The organism is Alicyclobacillus dauci (genome assembly GCF_026651605.1).
GTDB lineage: Bacteria > Bacillota > Bacilli > Alicyclobacillales > Alicyclobacillaceae > Alicyclobacillus > Alicyclobacillus dauci.
Genome location: NZ_CP104064.1, coordinates 317,137 through 338,449, shown reverse-complemented (window position 1 = coordinate 338,449; position 21,313 = coordinate 317,137). Strand labels below are relative to the sequence as shown.

General features: G+C 53.0%; 20 protein-coding genes and 3 tRNA genes. 6 read left to right on the top strand and 17 right to left on the bottom strand.

The features are described 5' to 3' along the window. Positions 1 to 106: 106 nt before the first annotated feature. The 4 genes from NZD86_RS01680 to NZD86_RS01665 are packed head-to-tail and all read right to left on the bottom strand — an operon-like array spanning position 107 to position 5,460. Positions 107 to 2,923, bottom strand: a complete 2,817-nt coding sequence (locus NZD86_RS01680; RefSeq protein WP_268044759.1) for a UPF0182 family protein — start codon at positions 2,921 to 2,923, stop codon at positions 107 to 109. 38 nt (positions 2,924 to 2,961) lie between these two features. Then, positions 2,962 to 3,576 (bottom strand): methylthioribulose 1-phosphate dehydratase, encoded by a 615-nt coding sequence (gene mtnB, locus NZD86_RS01675; protein WP_268044758.1) that lies wholly within the window; start codon positions 3,574 to 3,576, stop codon positions 2,962 to 2,964. Next, positions 3,563 to 4,234 carry an MtnX-like HAD-IB family phosphatase gene (locus NZD86_RS01670; protein ID WP_268044756.1) on the bottom strand — a complete coding sequence of 224 codons (672 nt, stop codon included), beginning with the start codon at positions 4,232 to 4,234 and terminating at the stop codon, positions 3,563 to 3,565. Before NZD86_RS01670 ends, mtnB begins: the two co-directional genes overlap by 14 nt. Beyond that, on the bottom strand, positions 4,231 to 5,460 hold the full coding sequence (locus NZD86_RS01665; RefSeq protein WP_268044755.1) for a 2,3-diketo-5-methylthiopentyl-1-phosphate enolase: 1,230 nt from the start codon (positions 5,458 to 5,460) through the stop codon (positions 4,231 to 4,233). Before NZD86_RS01665 ends, NZD86_RS01670 begins: the two co-directional genes overlap by 4 nt. 367 nt (positions 5,461 to 5,827) lie before the next feature. Here NZD86_RS01665 and NZD86_RS01660 point away from each other — a divergent pair, with 367 nt between their 5' ends. Next, a complete protein-coding gene (locus NZD86_RS01660; RefSeq protein ID WP_268044754.1) occupies positions 5,828 to 6,364 on the top strand; it encodes a 1,2-dihydroxy-3-keto-5-methylthiopentene dioxygenase in 537 nt (178 codons plus the stop codon). 373 nt (positions 6,365 to 6,737) lie between these two features. After that, entirely contained in the window at positions 6,738 to 6,902 is a 165-nt protein-coding gene (locus NZD86_RS01655; protein ID WP_268044753.1) for a hypothetical protein, read from the top strand. Positions 6,903 to 7,243: 341 nt separating this feature from the next. Here the strand turns inward: NZD86_RS01655 and NZD86_RS01650 are convergent. The 7 genes from NZD86_RS01650 to NZD86_RS01620 form a co-directional block, all read right to left on the bottom strand. Next, positions 7,244 to 7,320 (bottom strand) — tRNA-Asp (locus NZD86_RS01650). Positions 7,321 to 7,323: 3 nt separating this feature from the next. After that, positions 7,324 to 7,399, bottom strand: a tRNA-Met gene (locus tag NZD86_RS01645). A gap of 5 nt (positions 7,400 to 7,404) precedes the next feature. Next, positions 7,405 to 7,480, bottom strand: a tRNA-Lys gene (locus tag NZD86_RS01640). A 50-nt stretch (positions 7,481 to 7,530) separates the two neighbouring features. Further along, the gene (locus NZD86_RS01635; RefSeq protein WP_268044752.1) at positions 7,531 to 7,749 is read right to left on the bottom strand and encodes a hypothetical protein; all 219 of its coding nucleotides are present in this window, start codon (positions 7,747 to 7,749) and stop codon (positions 7,531 to 7,533) included. 86 nt (positions 7,750 to 7,835) lie between these two features. Further along, positions 7,836 to 8,150, bottom strand: a complete 315-nt coding sequence (locus NZD86_RS01630) for a hypothetical protein (RefSeq protein WP_268044751.1) — start codon at positions 8,148 to 8,150, stop codon at positions 7,836 to 7,838. Positions 8,151 to 8,263: 113 nt separating this feature from the next. After that, on the bottom strand, positions 8,264 to 8,608 hold the full coding sequence (locus NZD86_RS01625) for a hypothetical protein (protein WP_268044750.1): 345 nt from the start codon (positions 8,606 to 8,608) through the stop codon (positions 8,264 to 8,266). Positions 8,609 to 8,863: 255 nt separating this feature from the next. After that, positions 8,864 to 9,193 (bottom strand): hypothetical protein, encoded by a 330-nt coding sequence (locus tag NZD86_RS01620; protein ID WP_268044749.1) that lies wholly within the window; start codon positions 9,191 to 9,193, stop codon positions 8,864 to 8,866. Positions 9,194 to 9,330: 137 nt separating this feature from the next. Between NZD86_RS01620 and NZD86_RS01615 the strand changes: the two genes are divergently transcribed. Beyond that, positions 9,331 to 9,576, top strand: a complete 246-nt coding sequence (locus NZD86_RS01615; protein ID WP_268044748.1) for a YkuS family protein — start codon at positions 9,331 to 9,333, stop codon at positions 9,574 to 9,576. Between the two features lie 72 nt (positions 9,577 to 9,648). Here NZD86_RS01615 and NZD86_RS01610 read toward each other — a convergent pair whose 3' ends face one another. After that, positions 9,649 to 10,590 carry an ROK family protein gene (locus tag NZD86_RS01610; protein WP_268044747.1) on the bottom strand — a complete coding sequence of 314 codons (942 nt, stop codon included), beginning with the start codon at positions 10,588 to 10,590 and terminating at the stop codon, positions 9,649 to 9,651. A 206-nt stretch (positions 10,591 to 10,796) separates the two neighbouring features. On the opposite strand from NZD86_RS01610, the gene NZD86_RS01605 reads away from it, so the two are divergent. Further along, positions 10,797 to 11,528, top strand: coding sequence for a Na-translocating system protein MpsC family protein (locus NZD86_RS01605; protein ID WP_268044746.1), 732 nt, complete (start codon positions 10,797 to 10,799; stop codon positions 11,526 to 11,528). 132 nt (positions 11,529 to 11,660) lie between these two features. Beyond that, positions 11,661 to 11,954 (top strand): hypothetical protein, encoded by a 294-nt coding sequence (locus tag NZD86_RS01600; protein WP_268044745.1) that lies wholly within the window; start codon positions 11,661 to 11,663, stop codon positions 11,952 to 11,954. Here the strand turns inward: NZD86_RS01600 and NZD86_RS01595 are convergent. From NZD86_RS01595 to NZD86_RS01585, 3 genes are read right to left on the bottom strand one after another with little or no spacing between them, the layout of a single operon-like run. After that, positions 11,943 to 12,563: a histidine phosphatase family protein gene (locus NZD86_RS01595; RefSeq protein WP_268044744.1), complete on the bottom strand. Its 621-nt coding sequence runs from the start codon at positions 12,561 to 12,563 to the stop codon at positions 11,943 to 11,945. The two genes, NZD86_RS01600 and NZD86_RS01595, sit on opposite strands and share 12 nt — an antisense overlap. 10 nt (positions 12,564 to 12,573) lie before the next feature. After that, on the bottom strand, positions 12,574 to 16,116 hold the full coding sequence (locus tag NZD86_RS01590; protein WP_268044743.1) for an AAA family ATPase: 3,543 nt from the start codon (positions 16,114 to 16,116) through the stop codon (positions 12,574 to 12,576). After that, the gene (locus NZD86_RS01585; protein ID WP_268044742.1) at positions 16,103 to 17,374 is read right to left on the bottom strand and encodes a metallophosphoesterase family protein; all 1,272 of its coding nucleotides are present in this window, start codon (positions 17,372 to 17,374) and stop codon (positions 16,103 to 16,105) included. The genes NZD86_RS01590 and NZD86_RS01585 overlap by 14 nt, the downstream gene beginning before the upstream one ends. An 87-nt stretch (positions 17,375 to 17,461) precedes the next feature. On the opposite strand from NZD86_RS01585, the gene NZD86_RS01580 reads away from it, so the two are divergent. After that, complete coding sequence (locus tag NZD86_RS01580) at positions 17,462 to 17,755, top strand: 4a-hydroxytetrahydrobiopterin dehydratase (protein WP_268044741.1); 294 nt, start codon at positions 17,462 to 17,464, stop codon at positions 17,753 to 17,755. A gap of 101 nt (positions 17,756 to 17,856) precedes the next feature. Here NZD86_RS01580 and NZD86_RS01575 read toward each other — a convergent pair whose 3' ends face one another. Beyond that, positions 17,857 to 18,450 (bottom strand): GNAT family N-acetyltransferase, encoded by a 594-nt coding sequence (locus tag NZD86_RS01575; RefSeq protein ID WP_268044740.1) that lies wholly within the window; start codon positions 18,448 to 18,450, stop codon positions 17,857 to 17,859. Positions 18,451 to 18,495: 45 nt separating this feature from the next. After that, positions 18,496 to 20,862: an RNA polymerase recycling motor HelD gene (gene helD, locus NZD86_RS01570; protein WP_268044739.1), complete on the bottom strand. Its 2,367-nt coding sequence runs from the start codon at positions 20,860 to 20,862 to the stop codon at positions 18,496 to 18,498. Between the last annotated feature and the right edge of the window lie 451 nt (positions 20,863 to 21,313).

Below are 21,313 nucleotides of genomic sequence, written 5' to 3'. Positions count from 1 at the left end.
TCGTCATAAGGGCCACACATGGAAATTACCTTGCTATTCCTTCCCATGTGTACCCCCCGCGTCAAGTCGCCCACCTTCACTGTCGGGCGCTCGACGCAAACAATGTCTACTTCCCTTTCTGGCCCGACAGTTGATTTAAGATATCACCGAGCTTCGTCAGATCCTGACCGGCTTGAGCGAAGTTGCCAGCGGCTGTGTCGGACTTGTACTTCTGCAGCCACGACTGTGCCTGTTGCGCGAGAGTTCCCGTACCTCCCGGGCCAGCCGCATTACCGGTTCCAGCCGTACCACTTCCAGCTCCACCGGCTGCGCCAGATGTGCCTGCAGCTCCCGATCCGCCGCCCGTCGACGTCGGTGAAGGCGATGTTGTGCCACTTGTTCCTGCGTCCGTAAGGCCTGTGCCCGTCTCGACCGTGAGGCCGTTCACGACGTTTTGCAATGCGTCGGCGAGAGATGCACCGCTGTACACTTTTTGACCGAAATCGACGATGACACGCTGTAACTGTGGAAGGGAGTTGTCGCGGCTGGCCACCAGGTAGATCGGTTCAACGTAAACCATTGCGTCACCGATGGGTACGAGGAGCAAGTTGCCTCGAACGACCCGACTTCCTTGCTGGTTCCATAGGGACAATTGCTGCGAAATGGACGGATTCGCGTCGATTTGGTTCTCGACTTGCATGGGGCCGAAGACGAGATGAGATTGCGGAAACTGGTAGAGTCGAAGCTCACCATAGTGATTCGGGCCGTTATCCGCGACCAACCATCCATTTAAGTTGTCCTTGTTGACGGGTGTGTAGAGTTCGCTCAGTACGAAAGATGGTTGCGATTCACCGGGCATGCGAATCATTTGGTAGACCGGATCGCGCGGCTGGGTCTGGTTCTGTTGATAAATTTGATTGGCCAAGGCCCATTTGTCTTCTTGGTTATAAAAGGCGCTCGGGTCTGTCATGTGGTAGCGTGTAAAGGCTTGTGCCTGTGCCATGAACAGATCGGTTGGATATCGGAAATGAGCACGGATATCGGCGGGTATTTGAGTTGTAAACAGCGTCGGGTACGTGGTCATGTACGTCTGCAGGAGCGGATCGGCTTGATCGGCAACGTAAAACTTCGTCTCCCCCGTGTATCCGTCCATCACGACTTTCACGCTGTTGCGGATGTAACGCGTCCCCATGAAGGAGTCCGCATACGGGATATTGTCCGACTGCGTGTAGGCGTCGAGCATCCACATGACGTGCCCTGTCCGCTCATCAACAAAGGAAAACGCATCGTTGTCATACCGTAAAAATGGTGCGATGTCCGCAACGCGTTGATAGATGTCCCGATCAAACAGGTACTGTGACTTGGCGGTGAGCTGATCGCTGGTGTAGAACTTGAGCGATCCCTTCTCAATCATAAGCAACAAGCGGTTCCCTTGTACGGGTAAGCCGTAGCCACCAAGGTAATGGGATGTCGCGTCTTGCGATCCCGACGGATAGTCGAACTCGGCCTCTTTGGACGGTGCGATAACATCTCCATCCATCGTGCCGAAGTAGATTTGCGGCTGTTTCAGAGTGGGTACAGGAGACTGCGTCACCTGCGGCGTGTCACGCGCAATGAGGTTCGGCAAGCCATTCGCCGTGACATCGTTGACAGGGCTCACCGCAACGCCGTAACCGTGCGTGTAGACAAGTGTCTTGTTGATCCAGGTGGGAACCGGGAGTTGTGATTGATCCATCTGGCGTGCGGAGGTGTAGACTTCTTGGTTGCCGTAGCGATCGACGCTGACAGTTTGAAAGTGGAAGTAACTCTTGAAACTTTGGAGCTGGTTGTAGACATCAAGGGTCTGGTTCTGATCGTTGACTCGGACGTTCGCGATTGCATTTGCGTCCTGCTGGATTTGTGCGCTTGTCAAAGTGTCCGCGCCTTGGAACGGCTTCGTCTGCACATTCTCAATGTTGAGCGCCCAACGAGTTGAGTCGATACTATCTTTAATATACGGGAGTTCCACCGTATTCTGGTTTGGGTGAACGTACAGTCCGTTTGTCAGACCACCGATGATGGCCGTCACAATCCACGAAGCGACGAATGCCCCGAATGCCTGAACTGGTCGGAGAAAAGCGCGGCGCTGGAAGCGAATGAACCCATCTTCAAGCGTATACAGATGGATCGGACGCACAGCCAGCCAAAACAGCGAGACGGCCACAAGCAGTAAGAACGCGACGTGAATCCAACTGAAGACGCCAATGCCGAGATTTGCGGTGACAAAGTCGGGTCCTGAAACAAACGATCCGTTCCCCGCCCCAAGCATCGCATTGTAGCGACTGATGAACGCAAGTCCAGCAAACAGAACGAATAGTATGCCCGTCATGAACAGGACACGCCGAGCGATCCGCCCGATTCGCACGGGCAACTGCACGTCCTTGGTGATTCTCGCTTGCAAAGCATATGTGAGCGCCAAGAACAACATGTGAATAACGAGCGATAGGATGTATAGAAACAAAATGCGGGCAAGCGCTGCATTTACAGCCGGAAGCACATAGACATAGAACGAGAAGTCGAGGTGCAAAAGCGGATCGACATGGCCTATAGGCTTATGCTGGAATGCCGTGAACCACACCGTTGGATCGAGCGTGAAGAGTGAAAAGCCAATGACATAGGCGAGAAAACACACGACCAAAGTGATGGGTACCAATAACATCTTCGGCACCAGAGACTTAAATAGACGAAGTTGAAAGAATGCAAGAAGGGTCGTAAGCGCAGCACCAATATACCGTGTCAACAGCTCAAATACCATCATCTTGCCGTAGACGGTTCCATACCCGAGCGCTTGGTGCAATCGGTAATCGAACAGCCTATCCAAGACAACATGCACGAGAATAATGGCGAGGATAATGGCCAAGAGAATTTTGAGAAAACGAACGCCTCTACGCTGGATACGTGTCATAAATAGCCTCCTTTAAGCCGGGCGAGGTGGCGGGCAATTCACCCGCGCACCAATCGCAGTCGGTACAAATATTCACAGATAAACTCAACCGCTTCAAGATGTCTCCGCGCTGCGTCAGGCGTATCGCCCCACGCGTAAATTCCGTGGGCACGAACGAGAACCGCTGGTACATCGTGTATGGCGTGCTCGGCGACGGATTGTCCAAGTTTGTCGAGATCTGCCCAATTCGGCACAATGGGAATGAAAATTTCTGCGGCTTCCTCCCAGTGACCAAGTGCCTTCAGCAATTCATGTCCCTTAACCTGAACGCCACCCTGTTCCCCGTAGAGCTCGCCGATCAGATTGTTGAATACTGTATGAACATGAAGGATGCTCCCACACCCGTACTTCCGGTAGAGTTCAATGTGAACCCTGGTTTCCGCAGATGGCCGGAAGGGTGAATCGCCCAGAACCTCCATTTTTTCGTTAATGAGAAGGATATCCTCCCGTTTCAGTCGCTGTTTGTCTGCTCCACTTCGCGTGATGGCAACTTGAAGAGGATCTTTATCCACAAGCACAGACAGATTTCCACTTGTCGCCGGCAACCACCCTTTGTCACTGCAAAACTGCGCGAGTTCGATGACCTGTTGCGACTGTGTATCAAATGTTTTCATATAACGGTGATCCTCCATCCGCAATTTCTCGTTCGATATCGTAAAACGTGTCAAATGGCGACGCGGGTAAGTCCTGATCGCGAACCAATTCTAACAATCGCGCCCGTGCGAAGACGTAGTCCCCTTCCCGTGCTGCTTTGAAATCGGTGACCCCGTCGCCAATGACGATGAATCGAGTGGCCTCGTCGTCCTTCAACTGCCTCATAACGGAGGGCTTACACAGTCCGCAGCCGCCCTCACATACATCGTCACACGACACCGCCCAAACGACACGCAAAAACGGTCCCGACGAATCAATGCGATTGCAGAAAATATCCACAGGTGTGGATAAGCTGTGGATAACGGGGTGGACAAAAAAATCGAAGCCACCACTGACAACTGCGACTTTCCAACCGAGTTGTCCACACCTGTGGATAAACTCGGGGAAACCTGGTCGAACGACGGTGTTCTCCGTGGCGAATTCGACAACGTCGTCATATCGGTCCGATGGAATCAATCTGAACATCTCTTCCACGCCGTCACGAATGGCTTTCTCACCCGTCTGCACAGCTTGAATGATGGGCTCCGCCTGTACAGGCACAAACCTGCGCATGATGGCCGCGATCATATCCTTTTCCGCGATAGTTCCATCAAAATCACAAATGACTCGAACCGTCATTTGGTCGGACCCCATTTCTTCAGTGCAGCCGCCAACGGTTCACTCGACAGAGCCGCTTGTTCCAGCGACATACCATGCCCCACAGCCTCAATTGCAGCTACGAACGCCTTCCCCCCTGCGGCAGCCCCCTGTGGATGTCCGTGAATGCCACCGCCCGCATTGACAATGAAGTCGTCGCCAAAGTCCTCATACAACTGGGGAACGAGCCCAGGGTAAATCCCTGCGGATGGAGCGGGCAGAGATGTCTTGTGCACGCTCGTCTCATCGCGAAGGTGATGCAATAGGTTGTCCGTAGCCCGCCTGCCCAGCGTCACCGATCCGTACATGGACGGGAAAATCGCCATGTCCGCACCAGCCATGCGCGCAAGTTGACCGAGGACAATATCTGCCTCGATACCGTACGTATCACCACCGTACATTGCACCAGAGACCGCTGGATGGGCGAGAATGGGAACATGTACGTCTGGGTCGCGGGCGAGATCGGCAACGACATCGAATCCGTAAGCCACTACATTGACAAGGAGTGCACCTGCACCGAGCTCCGACAGGCGCCGTGCCCTGTCGAGTAGTCGGTGAACTGGCCCCGTGAGGTTCACGGCATAGTGGGTAATCCGTCCTGTCTGCTCCGCGACCGCCCGCGCCGTGTCACGGTATGCGACTACGCGCTCTTCCGGCGTTGCATATTGTTCCGTAAAGAAAATCTCATCGTCTTTGACTAAATCGACGCCGCCTAAGGACTGCGCCTCAAATTGACCAACGAGTTCCGGCAACCTGAGTCCAATGCACGCCTTGAAGATACTCATAACAAGTGGACGGCTCTGGACCCCGTACCGCTCTCGACATCCCGCTACCCCGAACTTCGGGCCCGGGAACCGCTTCTGCAAGGATGTGGGTATCTTTAATCCAACGAGGCGAATTTCACCATCCATAGAGAGTTTTCCGAACACAGTTGTCAGCAGTGCGGCGAATGTTGCGTCGAAGTTTGCCACCGGATACGATACCGTAATGTCCGCGACAACTTGGCCATCCTCTGCCTCGGACACCACATGAATCCCCTCGACTTGTCCACAGTGAGCCGAGACCTGCTTCAGTCTCGCTTGTGGCAGTTCCGTCCATGTCCCAATGGTAAGGCCGATGGCGATGCCCTCGGCCCGTTTTTGCAATTGCTGCTCTTTATCTCGCACGCGATACGTCGCATGAACAGATTCGTTTTGAAGCAGTGTCATGGCAGGTCCTCACTCCTGAAGATACGTAATCTTACATGTTCATCATGGCATAACCCGGGAACAATTGTATAGATTGTCGTTGACCCGAATAAAGCTAGTCCAAGCACACCTTGACAAACTGTTTTTCCACAACCCATTCACAAACGACACACAGTCTTATCCACAGCTCCCTGTGGATAACTGACCAAAACAGTGGATAACTACCTGAATCAAGCGGAATTACCCCACATGGATGATTTATTAACGATGCGGCAAAGTTCTGAACCATGCGTGGACAAACGGAAGTGAGTTCACTAAGATAGACCTAAATCGTCGAGTAGACACATACGATTTCTCAAAGTTAGCATCTTGTTAGGGGGGCTAGCCCATGGCAACCATTCGTATCCGTAATACCGGGGAATGGATTGAGGGGGACGCAGCTGTTCGGTCTTATTTAACGGAAAATGACGTCTATTATGACCACTGGGATGTCGAGCAAATCCCAGCTCGTTTACACAATCAATTCGATCTCACCGATGACGACAAAAACGACATCCTCGCGGCGATGAAGAACGATATCGAAAATTTGAGCGCCCAACGCGGCTACGTGAAATGGGACATCATTTCCTTGTCCGATTCAAATCCGAACCTGGAAGAACTTCTCAAGAAATTCGAGCAAGTGCACACGCACAGCGAGGACGAAGTTCGTGCCATCACAGCAGGCAGTGGCATTTTCGTCATCAAAGGCAAAGATGGTTACTTTGACGTCCGCCTGACACCTGGAGATGTGATCTCCGTTCCTGAAGGGAATCCTCACTTCTTTACACTGACCGAAGAACGTAAAGTCGTGGCCGTTCGCCTGTTTATCGATCCAGCCGGTTGGGTCGCCCAACCGTACGATGATCCAGCCTTCCAGAAGGCCTGAACGTTCCCGCCGTTGCTCGCGTCGCCGAGTAGTTGAACAGGCAACGGGCGACCCGGGAGCCATTGGCATGGCCCCGCGCTCCGTCAGACCCGCTTTACCCTACAGATAAGAAGAAAGCCTCGGAGAAAACACTATCCGAGGCCGTTATTTGTTTATTGTTTTCCTTCGGTCAGCATCCAGCCGTTGCAACAGGCCCAGCCGGAACAAACAGGAAGAAGAGTACAAAAATGATCAAGAAAACGACTGCCCAACGCGTATAGCCACCAAAAACACCGTACATGAAGCATCCTCCTCTTGTGTTCAAGATCGCTATACATTATGGCGATAACCCAGGGTATGAATAGGTCATTCGCCCGGGTTTTGGGGTGATGGTGTGAGTGAAAGTGCAAGGGACGAGCGCCAGGGCTTTCCCGGCGGGTGTGCTGGGGACTGGGGACGACTGGGTGTGGCCGGGGCGCCACGGGAGGTGGAGGAAGGTGCCAAGGAAGGGAACAGAAGACCTTTGTTACTCGTTTTTGCCTCACTACCGACGGAATAAGGTAACTACACGGTCTTGTAGGGGAACACCCCGGGGTAAACTAAGTAAGAAATGGCGAACAAGTGACAATCGTTCCCCTAATTCACCATGCCCGTACCCGGCTGAGATTCAGGGGAATTCAAGACCCTTATTTGTCTCCGCCCATGCAGACAGAGACCAAAGAGAAGCCAAAGGCTGTCCCTGCAGACAGCGCTTTCTCATGCACTGCGCAGCGACAAGACCAGATGCCGTGCTCCTCTCCAAAACCACGCTCGTCCGCGCGGACCGCACCCGGGCAGCTCTGTACCAGTCAGCTCCGCCACATAAACAAAAACAGCCCTAAAAGGGCTGAATTGTTCATATGGCGGAGCTGACGGGATTCGAACCCGCGGTCTCCTGCGTGACAGGCAGGCATGTTAGGCCTCTACACCACAGCTCCATATGGTTGCGGGGGCAGGACTTGAACCTGCGACCTTCGGGTTATGAGCCCGACGAGCTGCCAACTGCTCCACCCCGCGATATTTGGTGGGTCATGAAGGAATCGAACCTTCAACCTGCCGATTAAGAGTCGGATGCTCTGCCAATTGAGCTAATGACCCAAGGATATCAAGCGAACGGTTATCAATATACAACACGCTCGATATCCCTGTCAACTGATGGTGGGATATTCCACTTCAAACTCACGCAGTTCCGGTTCGAAGGTACGTCCTTCCGCGGCCCGCTCGGCGAGAAATTGCTGCACCATTTTCTTAACGTCCTGAATGGCATGCCCCTTATTTTGGCGTAAGACCTGACACATGGGAATTTCCGCGCAAGTCGCAACATGCATTCCATCCGGTAGCTGAAAAATCGAGATATGTAACTTCATGATCCGTCCCAGTCCCCCACCGTACGTCCAAGATTTATGTTCATTGTACCATGGTGGTGGAAAGCGGCCAAAACGAAAAAGTCTGCCTACGCTTTGGCTGTAAGGACGACCTCTTCCGTGGAGAGCTCGCACAGGTCCAGAGTGTGGCGGATATCGTTTTCCAAGTCCCGCATGATGACGTGGGCTTCTTCTTCGGTTAGTCCTTCTTCGACAATCACGTCCTGATTGACAACCAAATGAATGGAATCAACTCGTGCTGGACGAATGCGAAACGGCTTAGCGACACGACGATATAAATGATGGACACAAATGCGCATCACAAGACATTCGATGAGCCGCTGCTCCGTCTTTGTCAAAGCAATGCCAGGATGTTTAATTTGAACTTGCAACATCTCTACCATTCAAACAGTGCTCCTTAGGGGCCGATACGTCGACTTTTCTTAAGGATAGTCTACTAGGTAGAGTGCATTTTGTCGTTGGAGAGTGTTTCTAGTTACGCAAGCTCTTTCCCCTTTTAGTCATGCCTGTGTTGGTTGTCCATTTCACGGCGGCCCTGAACAATCCAATCGTGTAAGTGAATCGCATCCAATTCGCCCTCAACGTATCGGCCGTAAGGTGCGACGTACGCGGGAAGCCAGCCTTGATCGTCGGCCCAGTCTATGATTTCTTGGGGGCTGGGATGGCCTTTTACCGGGTGTCCCTTGCCATCCGTCGTGACAACCCATAGGTTCTCTGCTGGTGTGTCATCCCCCATCACTTTCCAGTGCCCATGATATTTGTTGATAATGGGGAGATCGTCTTGTTTAAAGGAAAAGCCTAATGATGACAAGGTGTCGTGATGTTCTTCACGGTTACTCACGGGCGTCCCCTCCTTGCGAGCTAGCTTCTCCGCAAGGGCGCGACGTTATGTGTCATATCCAAGGACATGGCTGCAGCGTAGGCAAGCGTCGCTGCCTCAACGACATGGAAAGCCGTAGAAAGTAAAACGAAGCCGTTCGGGCCGTATGCTAACACCTTCCCGAACGACTCCGAATCCGTAACTATCCGTAACTGTGAAAAACACATCAATTACCACCGAAACCATAAACCGCAAAACCAGATACCGGCAACCCGCTTACCCGTGGAACAAAGCGGCTCCGAGTACGAGTAAGACAAATGCAACAATCCAACCAGTCACGCGGGACCTTCTGCTTCTTCTTGTGCTCGTGAAAATATGGGCAATAATGATAGCAACAATCATGAAAACTGGATGAGCGACAAAACTCCACGACGGTTTCTTTACGATCCACGTGATAATACCAATGAGGATTTGTAAGTCCATCAAACCTATGGTCGCACCGCGCAATCCTCTTGGCGCTCCGGATGGACGTGCTATTTCCCAAATGGTCACCAGCAAAACCAACAGGATCAGCAATACGCCATAAATCATGTGAAATGCCAGCATATGTATGCCTCCTTATAACGTCTTCTTACAGCTTATCTTGTGGGGGACGCTCCTTCAAATCGCGTTTTCGCATATTCGTGACGAGACGACAAACAATATCCGTGGAAGCTCACACTTTATCCCTGGAGGCGATGACTATGAAGTCAGTTGCAGTTGAAGAAGGGCTGACCCCTGTTAAACAATACTTGGAACAACAAGGATGCCAAGTCGTCGACATGCGGTCTGACCGTCAAGGGCAATCTGGCGTTTGCGCCGTCGTCATCACAGGCGCTGACAAAAATTTGATGGGCATTCAAACGGTTGTAAACAATGTTCCGGTCATTTCGGCAGAGGGCTTGTCTCCAGAAGATGTTTACCAACGCGTCAAACAGTTTGTCCAATGACAGACATGCCAACGACGAGATAGTAGTTGGCGGGCTTTCTGCCCGCCAGTTTCTGTGGCTGTTCTCTACTGGTTATGCCGTTTCCGCTACTTGCAATACAAGTCGAGCGGCACCGAGGACCCCCGCTTGCGAACCCAGGGTGGCGGGTACAACTGTGCAAGCACGTGCAACTCGTTGCAGCGCTGCCTTGCTGAATGCTTCCCTCAGGGGCTCAATTAACGCGTTTCCCGCGTTCACGACGCCGCCCGCAATGACGATGATGTCGGGATTGAGTAAATTCGCTCCAGTGGACAATCCCAGAGCAAGCCAGTGAATCATATCCTCGATGACGCGTTGTGCGGTTGCGTTGCCGGTGGAGGCGAGATCGAAAATGCCTTTAGCCGTCAATTCTCCATCCTCACCTGCAAGCCCGGCTGCCAAGCCATTGCGAACTAGGGCAGTTGCTGACGACAACGTTTCTAAGCAGCCGTAATGCCCACAGTTACATAATTCACCGTCGTTTTTCACTTGAATGTGGCCGATTTCGCCTGCCATTGTCGAAGCGCCGCGATGAATGTGCCCGTCGATCACGATACCTCCGCCGACACCTGTTCCCAACGTGACACATAAGGCTGTTGTTGCGGACCGGCCAGCTCCCAACCAGACTTCACCGAGAGCCGCGACGTTTGCATCGTTGTCCAGTCGGACCGGCTTGCCTAAAGCTCTCTCAAACATCTCTGCCATGGGAACGTCAAACCAATGCAAGTTAACCGATTCTTCCACAAATCCTCGTTTATAATCTAAAAATCCAGCGATCCCGACGCCCACACCTAAGACGTCGTTGTCCCAATCAATATGGTTGTCACTCGCCAGTTGTCTGACCGTTTCAGCAACAGAAGAAACAAACCGTTCTGGACCACGCTCGGGAGCGGTCGGGATAGACTCCTGTGCTATCACCTGTCCATCGTGTTTGACAAATGCTACTTTTACGTTCGTACCCCCAATATCTATACCCAAAGCGACACGCTCAGCCATTCCTATGTTCCTTTCTCTATCTCGCCTACAGGTATGTCGCGGCGAAGGTCATTACCTCGTACATGGCTCGATAACCGATTTCTACTCTAGATATTCTACCATACCCCTCGCACTTTCTGTCGTCGGCACACGTGCTATACATGCCCAACCTATGTTCGGACAAACTACTGAGGAAAACACAAAAGGGTCAATCAGGAGTGTGCCACATGGAGAACACGGGGGTCCAGGTGCGGCAAGAGATTGCCGGTTACATTGGAAAGCTGCTGCGTGATAATTTCGGTAAAGGCCCCGAGTCTGTATACGTAACCATAGGGGACACTTGTATCAGTGCGTACATCCGCAATTTTCTGTCGCCAATGGAAAAGATTTTGCTTGAGGAAGGTCAAGCGATGATGATTTGGAAGCTCCGGGAACAGTTGATGAACAAACTGCTCGGTGAAATCCGATCACACGTCGAACAAATCACCAAAACAAAGTTAAATGAACTCTACTATGACTGGAATTTTCACAATCGATCCGCTATTATTTTTGGTGTGTCATCCGAGCGGTTTACTGACAGCGACAGCGTTACGGAGGACTATGAGGGACGCTCGAGCGTTCACCGTGAGATTCTAAAAATTAGCGAATTGGCTGAAAAACTTCCCGATTCGACCTATTCATTCGAGGTGGCGGATCGGATGGTTGTTGTCGTACGCGATGGAATCCTTGTACGAATTGAGAAAGAACTCATTCGTCTGGGCCACGGTTCTATGTTGAAAGCCGTAAAAGCGAACTTAGAAAAGAGTTTTCTTCACAATAATGGTGAATTTGAAAAGGCCGTCGGTCGCAAGATACAGGATTGCTTCGTTGATTGGAACTTCGACCAAGACAAAAGCGTCATCGTCATGATGTTGCAGCCCCCGAAAAACGGTGGTCATGGCGAACAGGTGGCTCCATAGCTCGACTGAACAACGTTGCTTGACGTGTTAGGCCTAAGTGACTTGGTGGGAAATTTTCCTCCATGTCATTTAGGCCTTTCTGCTCTCATTCAGCAATACCTTACCGAGGCGTCGGTATCGGGAAAAAGTATCATGCGGATAAGCAAAGAGGCGTTGCAACAACTGGATGCACTTGTGGATCGTGCACGTTTGGACCACGGGAAACCCAGTGAACAAGACATTGTCGAGTTAGGGCAAACAATCGCGCGTGACCTGTCCTCGTTCCTCGAATTAATCCACCAGGTTGAACTCAACCTTGTAGCATTTCAAGCCGAATGCTGCAGCCTCGAACAAGCAGAACGGTACGTCTCGATCATGCGAGACGAATTATCACGCGGCAAGTATCTCATTAGTGAAGTCATCCATTTAGCGGATTCAAGTTTGTAATGGAAGCATATTGATTGCGTGTACGCGGATGTCACCGAGATCGGTCCGCTCAATCACATTCAGACAAGCGTTGCGCTGAACCAGTTTCCGATATCGCCCGGCATCGCCGCCAAACAACCCAACCAAGAGCAAACGGTTAATGGTATTGTGTGCCACAATGGCGATATCTCCGTCCGTTCCCTGCGCGGTGACCGCGTGGAAAGCCGTGAGCACTTCTGCGTGACGCTCGCGTAGGCTTTCACCGCCGGGTATGTGGGTACGCACGGGATCGACCAGCCACTCGGGGTAGAGCTCTGGAAAGGCTTTTGCCACTTCAACGCGGGTTAAACCCTCCCACTCACCAAAGCCAACCTCGCGAAAAGCCGGTTCTATCTGAAGGTCCCTCTCGGTCAAATGGTTCTGAACTTCCAGGATAGCCCTTGCCGTTTCACGCGATCTCCGCAGGCCAGAGTATATGATCTTCTCCAAACGGACATCGCGCAGAAGAGTGGCCGTTTTCCGGGCCTGCTGCCAGCCAAGCGCCGTCAACCCCACATCCGAAGAACCACAAAAGCGTTCCCCGTCCGCGTTGTAGACCGTTTGCCCGTGACGTAGAAGATATACAAACATCTTGCTCCCCCTAACGATATCGAATCAGCTGTTCTAAGTCGTGCACTTTCGCATGGCGAGTCTCCGCCTGTGGCAAGACCCGCTCCACGAGATGCCGATGGTGTGTGAAGTACAGGATCTGCATGTCCTCGGCCAACTCGTCCAAGATTTTAAGTGCACTCTGCGTTCGGTCATCATCAAAATGAACGAAGACGTCATCCATCATGAGTGGCAAACTGTCGCCCTCGCGCGCCTGAGCCAACAGAAAGGCAAGGCGCAGGGAGAAGTGGAGTTGGTCAATGGTTCCGTCACTGAGTTCGGCAAAGGTACGCCGGCCCCCGTCGTGATGGACGGCAAGGAGACGGGGAGCGCTGGGGTCGTCGTCGAGATCGATACCGGTGTACCGTTCCACGGTCATCCGTCGAAACAGCTCCCCCGCCGATTGTATCATTCCATTCTGATTCCGATCCCGATAGACATTCATCGTCTCCTCCAGCAGTGTCAAGCTCGCTTGCAAGCGAACAACCTCTTCCCATGCCGCTTGTACTTCGTCCGCCGCAATGGCCGCATGCTGTGCTGCCTCTGCAGCCTGCGTCTGGGAGCCATCCATTTGTGCAAGAACCTGCTTCTGCTCACCCAGTTTGACGTGACGATCACGCAGAAACCCTTCGATCTCCCGAACCCTCCCCGTCAACTGCTCCACCTTTGCGGGGAGTCCATCGATGTCCTGCTCTTCGCTCGCTTCACGAAGGAGCTGCGAAAGGTTGAATCCATCCCCTGTCGACAACAGTGTCTGCTCAATCTGCTGAAGCTCACTCACAAGTGTTCTGCGTTCCCGGGACTGATGGATCTGACTGAGCAGAGCCGATTCATCCGTCACCTGCAACTCGTTCATCCAGTGCTCCACAAACGCCTCAACCTGTTGTATTGTCTGCTTCATCTTTGCCACACGCTTCTGCTGTTCCTCGGTGATCCGCTGCTGCTGCAAAAAGGCCTGTCGCACTTCAACTGCACGGACGAAGCGTGCCTGTAAGTCACTGTAGAGTGCCATCACGTCGTCTTCCCCGGCATATTCACTTTCCCCGTCCGTACCCGTTCCTACAGCCTTTGCAACCCGCTGAACCTTTTCCTCAAACTGCTGAATGAAGGATCGTTTCCTTCCTACCGTCTGTCCTTTTCGTCCAACTTCATCCATGGCGTCACACAAAGCGTCATATGCATCCAAATAGGATGGAACGGCAGCCAATGATGCGGGCAAGTGGTCAATTGTTTCTCGCAGCGCTTCATAGTCTTTGTGAAGCGATTGGAGCGCCAATTCCTCGCGCGACAGTTGGCTGGAGAGACGCTTTTGCTTGCGCTCTGCTTCCGCTATGGCGTCGATTATTGTACGTCGTTCCAATCTTTCCTTCTCGAACTGCGTCACGCTCATCTCTACAAACGCCAACCGCTCATCGAATGTTTTCAGTTTCGCAGGGATCTTTAGCTGAACCAAATCGGCCCAGTTGGAGAGTGCTGCGTCGGCCTCCTCAACAAGCGCCTGTGCTGCCTGCCACTCATTTTCCATGTCACGCACTTCCAGCAGTGCTCGGCGTACAGGTTGCACCCATTGTTGGACCCACGCTTGCATTTCATCCGGTGTCTTTGGCTCGATGCCCGAATGTTGCCATTCCCGCTGCCAGTGATCACTTAGCGTCTGTTGCTCCGACTGAAGGACCTTTAGTGTTTCACCTATGCGCTCTCGGCTCGCTTTGGCACGCCCAATTTGGACAACCAGTTCGGCCTTCGTCGCCACTCGATCCGCCTCACGCCGCAATCGATCCGCCAGTTCATCCGCTTCCTCGACGGCGAGCTCGTAGGCATCCTCAAGTGTCCCCGCTTCTGCTGCATAAGCGGCAGCCTCTAGCGTTACCACAGTTGGGTTGCCGAGTCGGTGTCGCACTAAATTCCATCCCTCATCACGATGACGTCGCGACTTGGCCAGTTCTTGTTCGTCGGGCACGTTCCCGGAGGCCTCAAGTGTTTCATACGCCCGCTCACAACGTTCCAACTCTGCCTCGATCTGCGTGAGTTCACGCTCACACTCCTTCACTCGCAGTGTGAGTTCGTGCGTCCTGTCCACATATCGTTGAATGCTCTCCGAGAGAGGAAGACGAAGCGATAAAATTTCTTCAAGTGGCCCACCCCACATGGACTGTCCACCATAGGTCTCCTCAATGTCACGCTTTCTCATCAAGCACTTTTGGCGGAGTGCGTCGGCCCGAGCAGAAGAAATCCCTTGGCTTCTCCAACTCTGAATCCTCTCCCGCACGGCAGAAATATCCGGAACGTCTTCGCCCTCCGACAAACGCGATCGCCGCTCCTCAAGGTCCGCCTCCACCTGGGCTAAGTCCCGTACAGTGAGCGATTTCGCTTGACCCATATCACGCAGTTGCTGGCTTAAGACCATGAGTCCTTCTCTTTGGTCGTGCGTGATTCTCACGAGCTTTTGGCCGGCCTCACGTATAAGCGACGGTGGAAGCAAAGTTTCCTGTTGCTTGGCAATGTCCATCTCAAGACGTTGCAATTCCTCTTGCAACGCAGCGACTTCTTCCCGTGCTGTCCGAAACATGCCAAATTCGTCGCGGAGCGACTCCACCTCCCCGGCGTGGCGCAGAATCTCCTCATCCACGTGCATGCGCTTGAGCTTGTCCTGTTCCCCAGTGAGGACATCTTCTTCTTGAGCTAGCTCGCTATGCAATCTCCGCCGCTCTTGCAGGGATTGAACCAACTCGTCCTCCTGCTTCTCCGTCAGCACTGTGACATGAGAAAGTGAATCCAATTGCAAAGTGACTTGTTTGCGCGCTTGAATCAAAGGCAGGTTGCGTACCACCCGTTGTGCCTTGGTGAGTTGTCGCTGCGTCTCTTCAAGGGCATCTTGAAGCTTTGCCACTTCTGACTCAGTCTCCCGCACAGCGGTCTCGGCACTCAACCACTCCGTCGGGCGCAACATTTCATTTCGGCCGCTTGTTTTCGCTTCTTGATATGTGCGCAACGACCGGTTGAGCACAGCCGTGGAATTGTTCCGCATCGCCGGGCTGTACAACTCGTTGAGGCGTGTTCGGTATCCTTCCATTAGCCGTTTGACGAACGAAATCCCGCTGCCGGCCTCGAACAAGGAAATGCCAACATCGCCTTCCGCTGCCAGAAGACTTTGGCCGCCGGAGCGGAGACGGTCGTGATCGAACCCGTACATCTGCATATATCGATCCCGCTCCACCCGCAACCACTCCAGCACAAACTGATCATCGACCGGCTTGTCGTCGGCGTCAGTTTGCACCAATTGGGCCCGGTGGCGACGTCTGCGCAATTCGTATGCTGTCTCACCGCGTATGATCTGTGCGCGCATTCGCGAACCCGTTTCGTACCACTCTCGGCGAGATGGAAGCCCGCCAAAGAGCAAGTCGATGAGCGCCACTAAGAGCGTACTCTTCCCTGTTTCGTTTGGCCCGTACAATATGTGCAAGCCGGGGCCGAGGTCTAGTTGTACTTCGTCGAAATGTGCGATGGACGCGAGATGCACATCACGAATTTCCATTCGAGGAACGGCCTCCTTCCTGTAGCCGAGCGGTCACTTCTTCCATTGCATTTCGGATTGCTTCGGCAACCTGTTCATCCGTCACAGGTTGCGGCGCATCTTCTGTTTGCATCCGCGTGGCGAGGCTTCGTTGCCAGGTGGTGAGTGTGTCTTTAAGCGTATCCGCAACATGGGGCTGATTTGCTGAATCAGTCAAGGCGCGAAGGAGGGCGTCCATGGATGCCATGTCGACGGGTGACGCGAGCGGATCGGTTGCACTGGTGCGCTCAAAGATGACTTTTTCAACGTAGACTGTCTGCGTTGCAGCCCATCCCGCAACGTTAACTATCTCGTGTGTCATTCGCGTTACGTCCCGATGGATGTATGTGTGTCTCGCTCCCACACCTGTCAAACGAATGCGCAAGCAGAGGGGCAAGCCGGGATTGTCTTCAGCAACGCTGCTCACGGTCTCGCGCAATACCCCCAGTGCGTCGGCTTCATCTATGCACGCCGAGATATCGCAGACCACTTCAAACCAGCGTACAACGTCGAGCGGAATGCGTTTGGTCGTGACTTCCCGCCCATCTACGGTGACGAGGACACATCCCCGTTCGCCACTTTCCCGAATGTGACGACCTTGAATATTGCCGGCGTAGAGAACAGGCGGATCCTCGTTGACAAGTTCCGGTTGGTGGATGTGTCCGAGGGCCCAGTAGTCGTAGCGTAGCGCGAGCAAGTCGTCCAATTGACAAGGTGCATAACGCGCGTGCCCCTCTCGACCTGCCAAGCCGGTGTGAAGCAGTCCAATGTTAAAGTAACCTGGAACAGCGCTTGGATAACTCGCGACCAAATTCTCGGTCACGTCCCGTTTCGCAAAGCTTTGTCCATGGATGGCCACTTGTAAATCGTCGATCCGGGCCGTCTGTGCATGCTCCTCGGACAACAGCGTCACATTCCCCGGCAGGGTCAGGTGCCGAGTCAAGACGCTCGCGGCATCGTGATTCCCCCGAATCAGATAAACAGGGATATTTGCCGCTCCCAACTGCTGCATACACCGGTTAAAAAACAGTCCTGTCGAATAATCCTCCCAGTCTCCGTCAAACACATCGCCCGCGATCACGACAAAATCAACATGCTCCCGCAAGCACACCGACACAAGGTTCTCTAGGGCCCGCCTCGTGGCATTCCGCACGGTATCGGCAGCGTGCTCATCAGTAAAGCGCAAGCCCCGCATGGGACTGTCTAAATGAATATCCGCACAATGAATAAAACGAAACACAAGACCGTCCTCCCCTGTTCGTTTTATTGTACATCCAACTGTATCCGCACGGGGTAAAATAGGATCAACGAAAGGTGGAATGTTTCGGTGGAACGCCTAAATGATGAAGTCATCAGGCAAAAACTCTCGAAGTTACCAGAGTGGAATCTAGAGGAGAAGTTGATTCACCGCCGCTACCGGTTTGCTTCTTTTCCGGCAGCCATTGCTTTCGTCAACCGAGTAGCTGAAATCGCTGAAGAGAAAAACCATCATCCTTTTATCTCCATCGACTACAAAATGGTCACGGTGCGACTGACCTCGTGGCATGCAGGTGGGCTAACTGATCTGGATTTCAATGAAGCCGCCTACTTCGACACGGTATATGCTGAAATGACTGACTGAACAGGCAAGCTAAAATTCAGGTGAACAATTGGTCTTGAATGAATCAAAGAGGACAACGGCAGGTCTAAGTCTGCCCTGCCCTGTCCTCTCAGTCATGCCCGCTATTCAGTCACGGGTTGACGGTTCATCAACCGCTCTAGCCGTTCTTTCACCTGTGGCCATTCATCGTCCAGAATACTGTAATAAACGGAATCTCGAACATAACCGTCATGCAAAATGCGATGTTTGCGAAGGACGCCTTCCCGAACGCCGCCGATGCGTTCAATGGCCCGTTGGGATCGAACGTTGCGAGCATCCGTTTTGATCTGTACGCGCAACAGTTTCAAATCCTCGAAGCATACCTTGAGCAGAAGGTACTTGCACTCTGTGTTCACAGGGGTACGCCAGACGCGTGGGTTGAGCCACGTCCAGCCAATTTCCAGTTGTCTGTTTCGTTCAGAAATGTCCAGAAACCGCGTGCTCCCGACGATTGTATCCGTCGCTTTGTCCGTGACGACAAAGGGAACTTCTTCCCCCGCCGCGTAAGCTGACAAAGCATCTTTGACAAGTGACACCATGTCCGCTCGTGTCGTGATTGTACGCGGCATATAGGCCCAAATGTCGGATGATTGCGCAGCCTCGTACAACCCGTCCACGTGTTCCTCTGTCATTGGTTCGAGTCGAACCCACGTACCTTCCAGAACCCTATCGAACATCGCGCCGACACTCCCCGGGTCAAGACCTAGTAAACTGATTTCATTCTAGCACGTGGTTTCAGATTCGTGTTCTAGAACGTAAGTGTCTTTCGGTTGGTCCGCGATAAAGTGACTCGGTTCGTCCGCAGACAAAATAACCAACTCGTGCATCGCACGCGTACACGCCGTATAAAACAACTGCCGCTCGTGTTCGTGAGCATATACTGTGCGCGATCCGTCATATACAACAACCGCATCAAACTCGACACCTTTTGCCAAATACGCGGGAATGACGACGATCCCGTGAATGAACCGAGTGGTCTCCTTACTGATGAGCGAACTCTCGATGTCGTCCTTCACGGCCGCATAAACTTTTTCACTTTCGGCAGCCGTTTTACAGATGACGGCAATGGATGAATAACCTTGATCCTGGAGTGATCGAACTTCATTCACCAATCGCCGATTATGTTCCGCATCAGTCGTCCGAATCACCCTGGGGCGCTCACCGTGTCGTTCGAAGGGAACGATTTCCCCGTCCGAAGCCGTCATTCTGCGCGTAAACTCGACTATTTCAAATGTCGAGCGATAGCTTCTCGACAAGCGGATAAACTCCGTGTGTTCCTCACCGTAGACGTCACCCAAGTCATGAGCGCGGGCCAGCGCGGGCTCGTGGACGTAGACGGACTGGTTGAGATCGCCCAAAATCGTCATTCGGGCACGGGGGAACAAGTGCCGGATAAACTCGATTTGAAGTCGCGAATAATCTTGGGCCTCATCAATGAATACGTGCTGAATTGACGTGTTGACCGACATGCCCAAGACGAGTTCCATCATATATAGATACGGTGTCGCATCTTCATACGGGAGCTGCTTTTGTTCCATCGCCTCCAGCGTGTACCTCGCAATGTCCGTCCAGTTGTCGGGCAACGCTTCCCGATCATCCACTGCTGCATATTCCTCGATGTGTTCCAGCATCGTTCGATACAAACCTGGAATGTCGATAAACTGCAATTTCTGAACTCGTTTGCGAATTTTCGCCAGTTTCCGATGAACGACCATCCGCCCGAGAATTTCCCGCTCCTGTCCGTGTTCATTGAAGACTTCATCCCGGTGTGCGTTCATCCGGCTAACTCGCTGATGTGCTTTGCGGTAGTCATCGGGATCGAGCAGTTCGACTTCGTCCTCCACCCAATCCGCGTCCTTCTCCGCATCCTCGAGCGCCACCAACTGCTCCAGCAGCCACTTTCGCATGGATTCCATTCTGTGATTCATGCGGAAGTTCGGTTCGTACGAGTAAAAATGCTCGCGCATTTGTTCCCGCGAGACGATAACCTTCCCTCGAAAGGAAATGGGTCGAAACCGCATGCCACGGTTGAGCAGCGACTCACAATAGGCCCGAATCACCCGTGTAAACGCGTAGGATGACTTGTACCGTATTCCCTCGACCCGTGCTCGGTAGTGAGTCGCGTTCTCCTCGGTGAGGACGAACTCGAGCTGATCAAAGGGGTCTTCCACTTGAAAATGCCGTTTCAAACGCCGTTCCAGATACTCTTGAAAGGTCGTTTGCTCCAAATTCTCCTCGCCAAGTTCCGGCAGCACCGATGCCACGTAACTGTTGAACATGGTGTTTGGCGAAAAGAGAACCATCTGGCGAGCCGTGAGCGTCCCCCGATGTTTATACAGCAAATACGCCACGCGCTGAAGCGCAGCCGATGTCTTCCCGCTCCCGGCAGCACCTTGGACGATGAGCATACGGCTGTGATCGTTCCGAATGACCGCATTTTGCTCCTGCTGAATCGTCGCCACAATGCTGCGCATCTGCGTATCCGAGTGACGCCCAAGCGCCTCCATCAACAGTTCGTCGCCTATCGTGACGTTTGCGTCAAACATCAACTCGATCCGTCCCTGACGAATCACGTACTGCCGCTTGACTTCCATTTCGCCAGTGATTTCCCCGCCTGGCGCCTGAAAGGAGACGCGTCCAGGAGAGTGATCGTAATACAAGCTGGAAATCGGTGCTCGCCAGTCGTAGATGAGGAATTCGTCCGTGTCCTCATCCCGAAACGATCCCAATCCGATATACACCGTATCCGTCTCTGATTCTCCATCCTCCCGAAAATCAACACGGCCAAAGAAGGGATTCTCCACGAGACGAGCCAGCGTCTTGGCAACTTTCGCTGCCGTCGAATACTGCCGCTCCTTATCCGCCAGCACCTCCGCTTGCTGCCGAATGGCAAAATGCGTCTCCGCAATGTCATCCGGATTTGTGAGGTTGACGGAAACTTCGTCCCAAAAGTTACGCCGAATTTCTACAACGTCTTCCTTCGTCGATCCCGCCTTGACCTCCATCGCATCCATACGCTCTGCGATGCGTTCCCGAACGTGATCGACATATGTCTGCTCGTCCCGCCAGTCCTGTTCAGATACAGCCATACCCTCGCCCCCGGTTGCACTTCAAAGTTTTCCAATCGTACCACGGCGTACATACGCTTATCAATATGCCCACGATTAGAGTTTGATATGGCGTGGAAGGATGGGGGGCCGGTGGGGCCGGTGGGGCCGGTGGGGGCTGGCGGGGCGACTTGAGGCTCAAGTTGACGCGCGGGTTAAGAGAACCGTAGTCCGCTATGCAGGTGAGAGACGCTGGGGTGATTGCATAAAGGACTCAGATTCCCCTGCACGCGAACTTTGATGCTAATTCCGAGATGAAACCACCTGGTAACGGAATTCTGGTTCCTTGTTTCGCGATTCTTGCTAACTAGATGACTTGCAAGGGACTGACAGGGACTTAATTGTTTTCGGATTCATGTACAGGCCAATTCCGGAGGCACCTGCCCGAAGAATGCACGGGGTTGGCCGTCGCCCGACTCGCACACCGGCCCCA

Coding starts and splice junctions, on each gene's coding strand:
- NZD86_RS01595 (WP_268044744.1), bottom strand. CDS start 12,563: ATGTTTGTATATCTTCTACGTCACGGGCAAACGGTCTACAACGCGGAC.
- NZD86_RS01665 (WP_268044755.1), bottom strand. CDS start 5,460: ATGACACTGCTTCAAAACGAATCTGTTCATGCGACGTATCGCGTGCGA.
- NZD86_RS01605 (WP_268044746.1), top strand. CDS start 10,797: ATGGAGAACACGGGGGTCCAGGTGCGGCAAGAGATTGCCGGTTACATT.
- NZD86_RS01590 (WP_268044743.1), bottom strand. CDS start 16,116: ATGGAAATTCGTGATGTGCATCTCGCGTCCATCGCACATTTCGACGAA.
- NZD86_RS01630 (WP_268044751.1), bottom strand. CDS start 8,150: ATGGTAGAGATGTTGCAAGTTCAAATTAAACATCCTGGCATTGCTTTG.
- NZD86_RS01670 (WP_268044756.1), bottom strand. CDS start 4,234: ATGACGGTTCGAGTCATTTGTGATTTTGATGGAACTATCGCGGAAAAG.
- NZD86_RS01600 (WP_268044745.1), top strand. CDS start 11,661: ATGCGGATAAGCAAAGAGGCGTTGCAACAACTGGATGCACTTGTGGAT.
- NZD86_RS01660 (WP_268044754.1), top strand. CDS start 5,828: ATGGCAACCATTCGTATCCGTAATACCGGGGAATGGATTGAGGGGGAC.
- NZD86_RS01615 (WP_268044748.1), top strand. CDS start 9,331: ATGAAGTCAGTTGCAGTTGAAGAAGGGCTGACCCCTGTTAAACAATAC.
- helD (WP_268044739.1), bottom strand. CDS start 20,862: ATGGCTGTATCTGAACAGGACTGGCGGGACGAGCAGACATATGTCGAT.
- NZD86_RS01620 (WP_268044749.1), bottom strand. CDS start 9,193: ATGCTGGCATTTCACATGATTTATGGCGTATTGCTGATCCTGTTGGTT.
- mtnB (WP_268044758.1), bottom strand. CDS start 3,576: ATGAAAACATTTGATACACAGTCGCAACAGGTCATCGAACTCGCGCAG.
- NZD86_RS01680 (WP_268044759.1), bottom strand. CDS start 2,923: ATGACACGTATCCAGCGTAGAGGCGTTCGTTTTCTCAAAATTCTCTTG.
- NZD86_RS01635 (WP_268044752.1), bottom strand. CDS start 7,749: ATGAAGTTACATATCTCGATTTTTCAGCTACCGGATGGAATGCATGTT.
- NZD86_RS01610 (WP_268044747.1), bottom strand. CDS start 10,590: ATGGCTGAGCGTGTCGCTTTGGGTATAGATATTGGGGGTACGAACGTA.
- NZD86_RS01575 (WP_268044740.1), bottom strand. CDS start 18,450: ATGTTCGATAGGGTTCTGGAAGGTACGTGGGTTCGACTCGAACCAATG.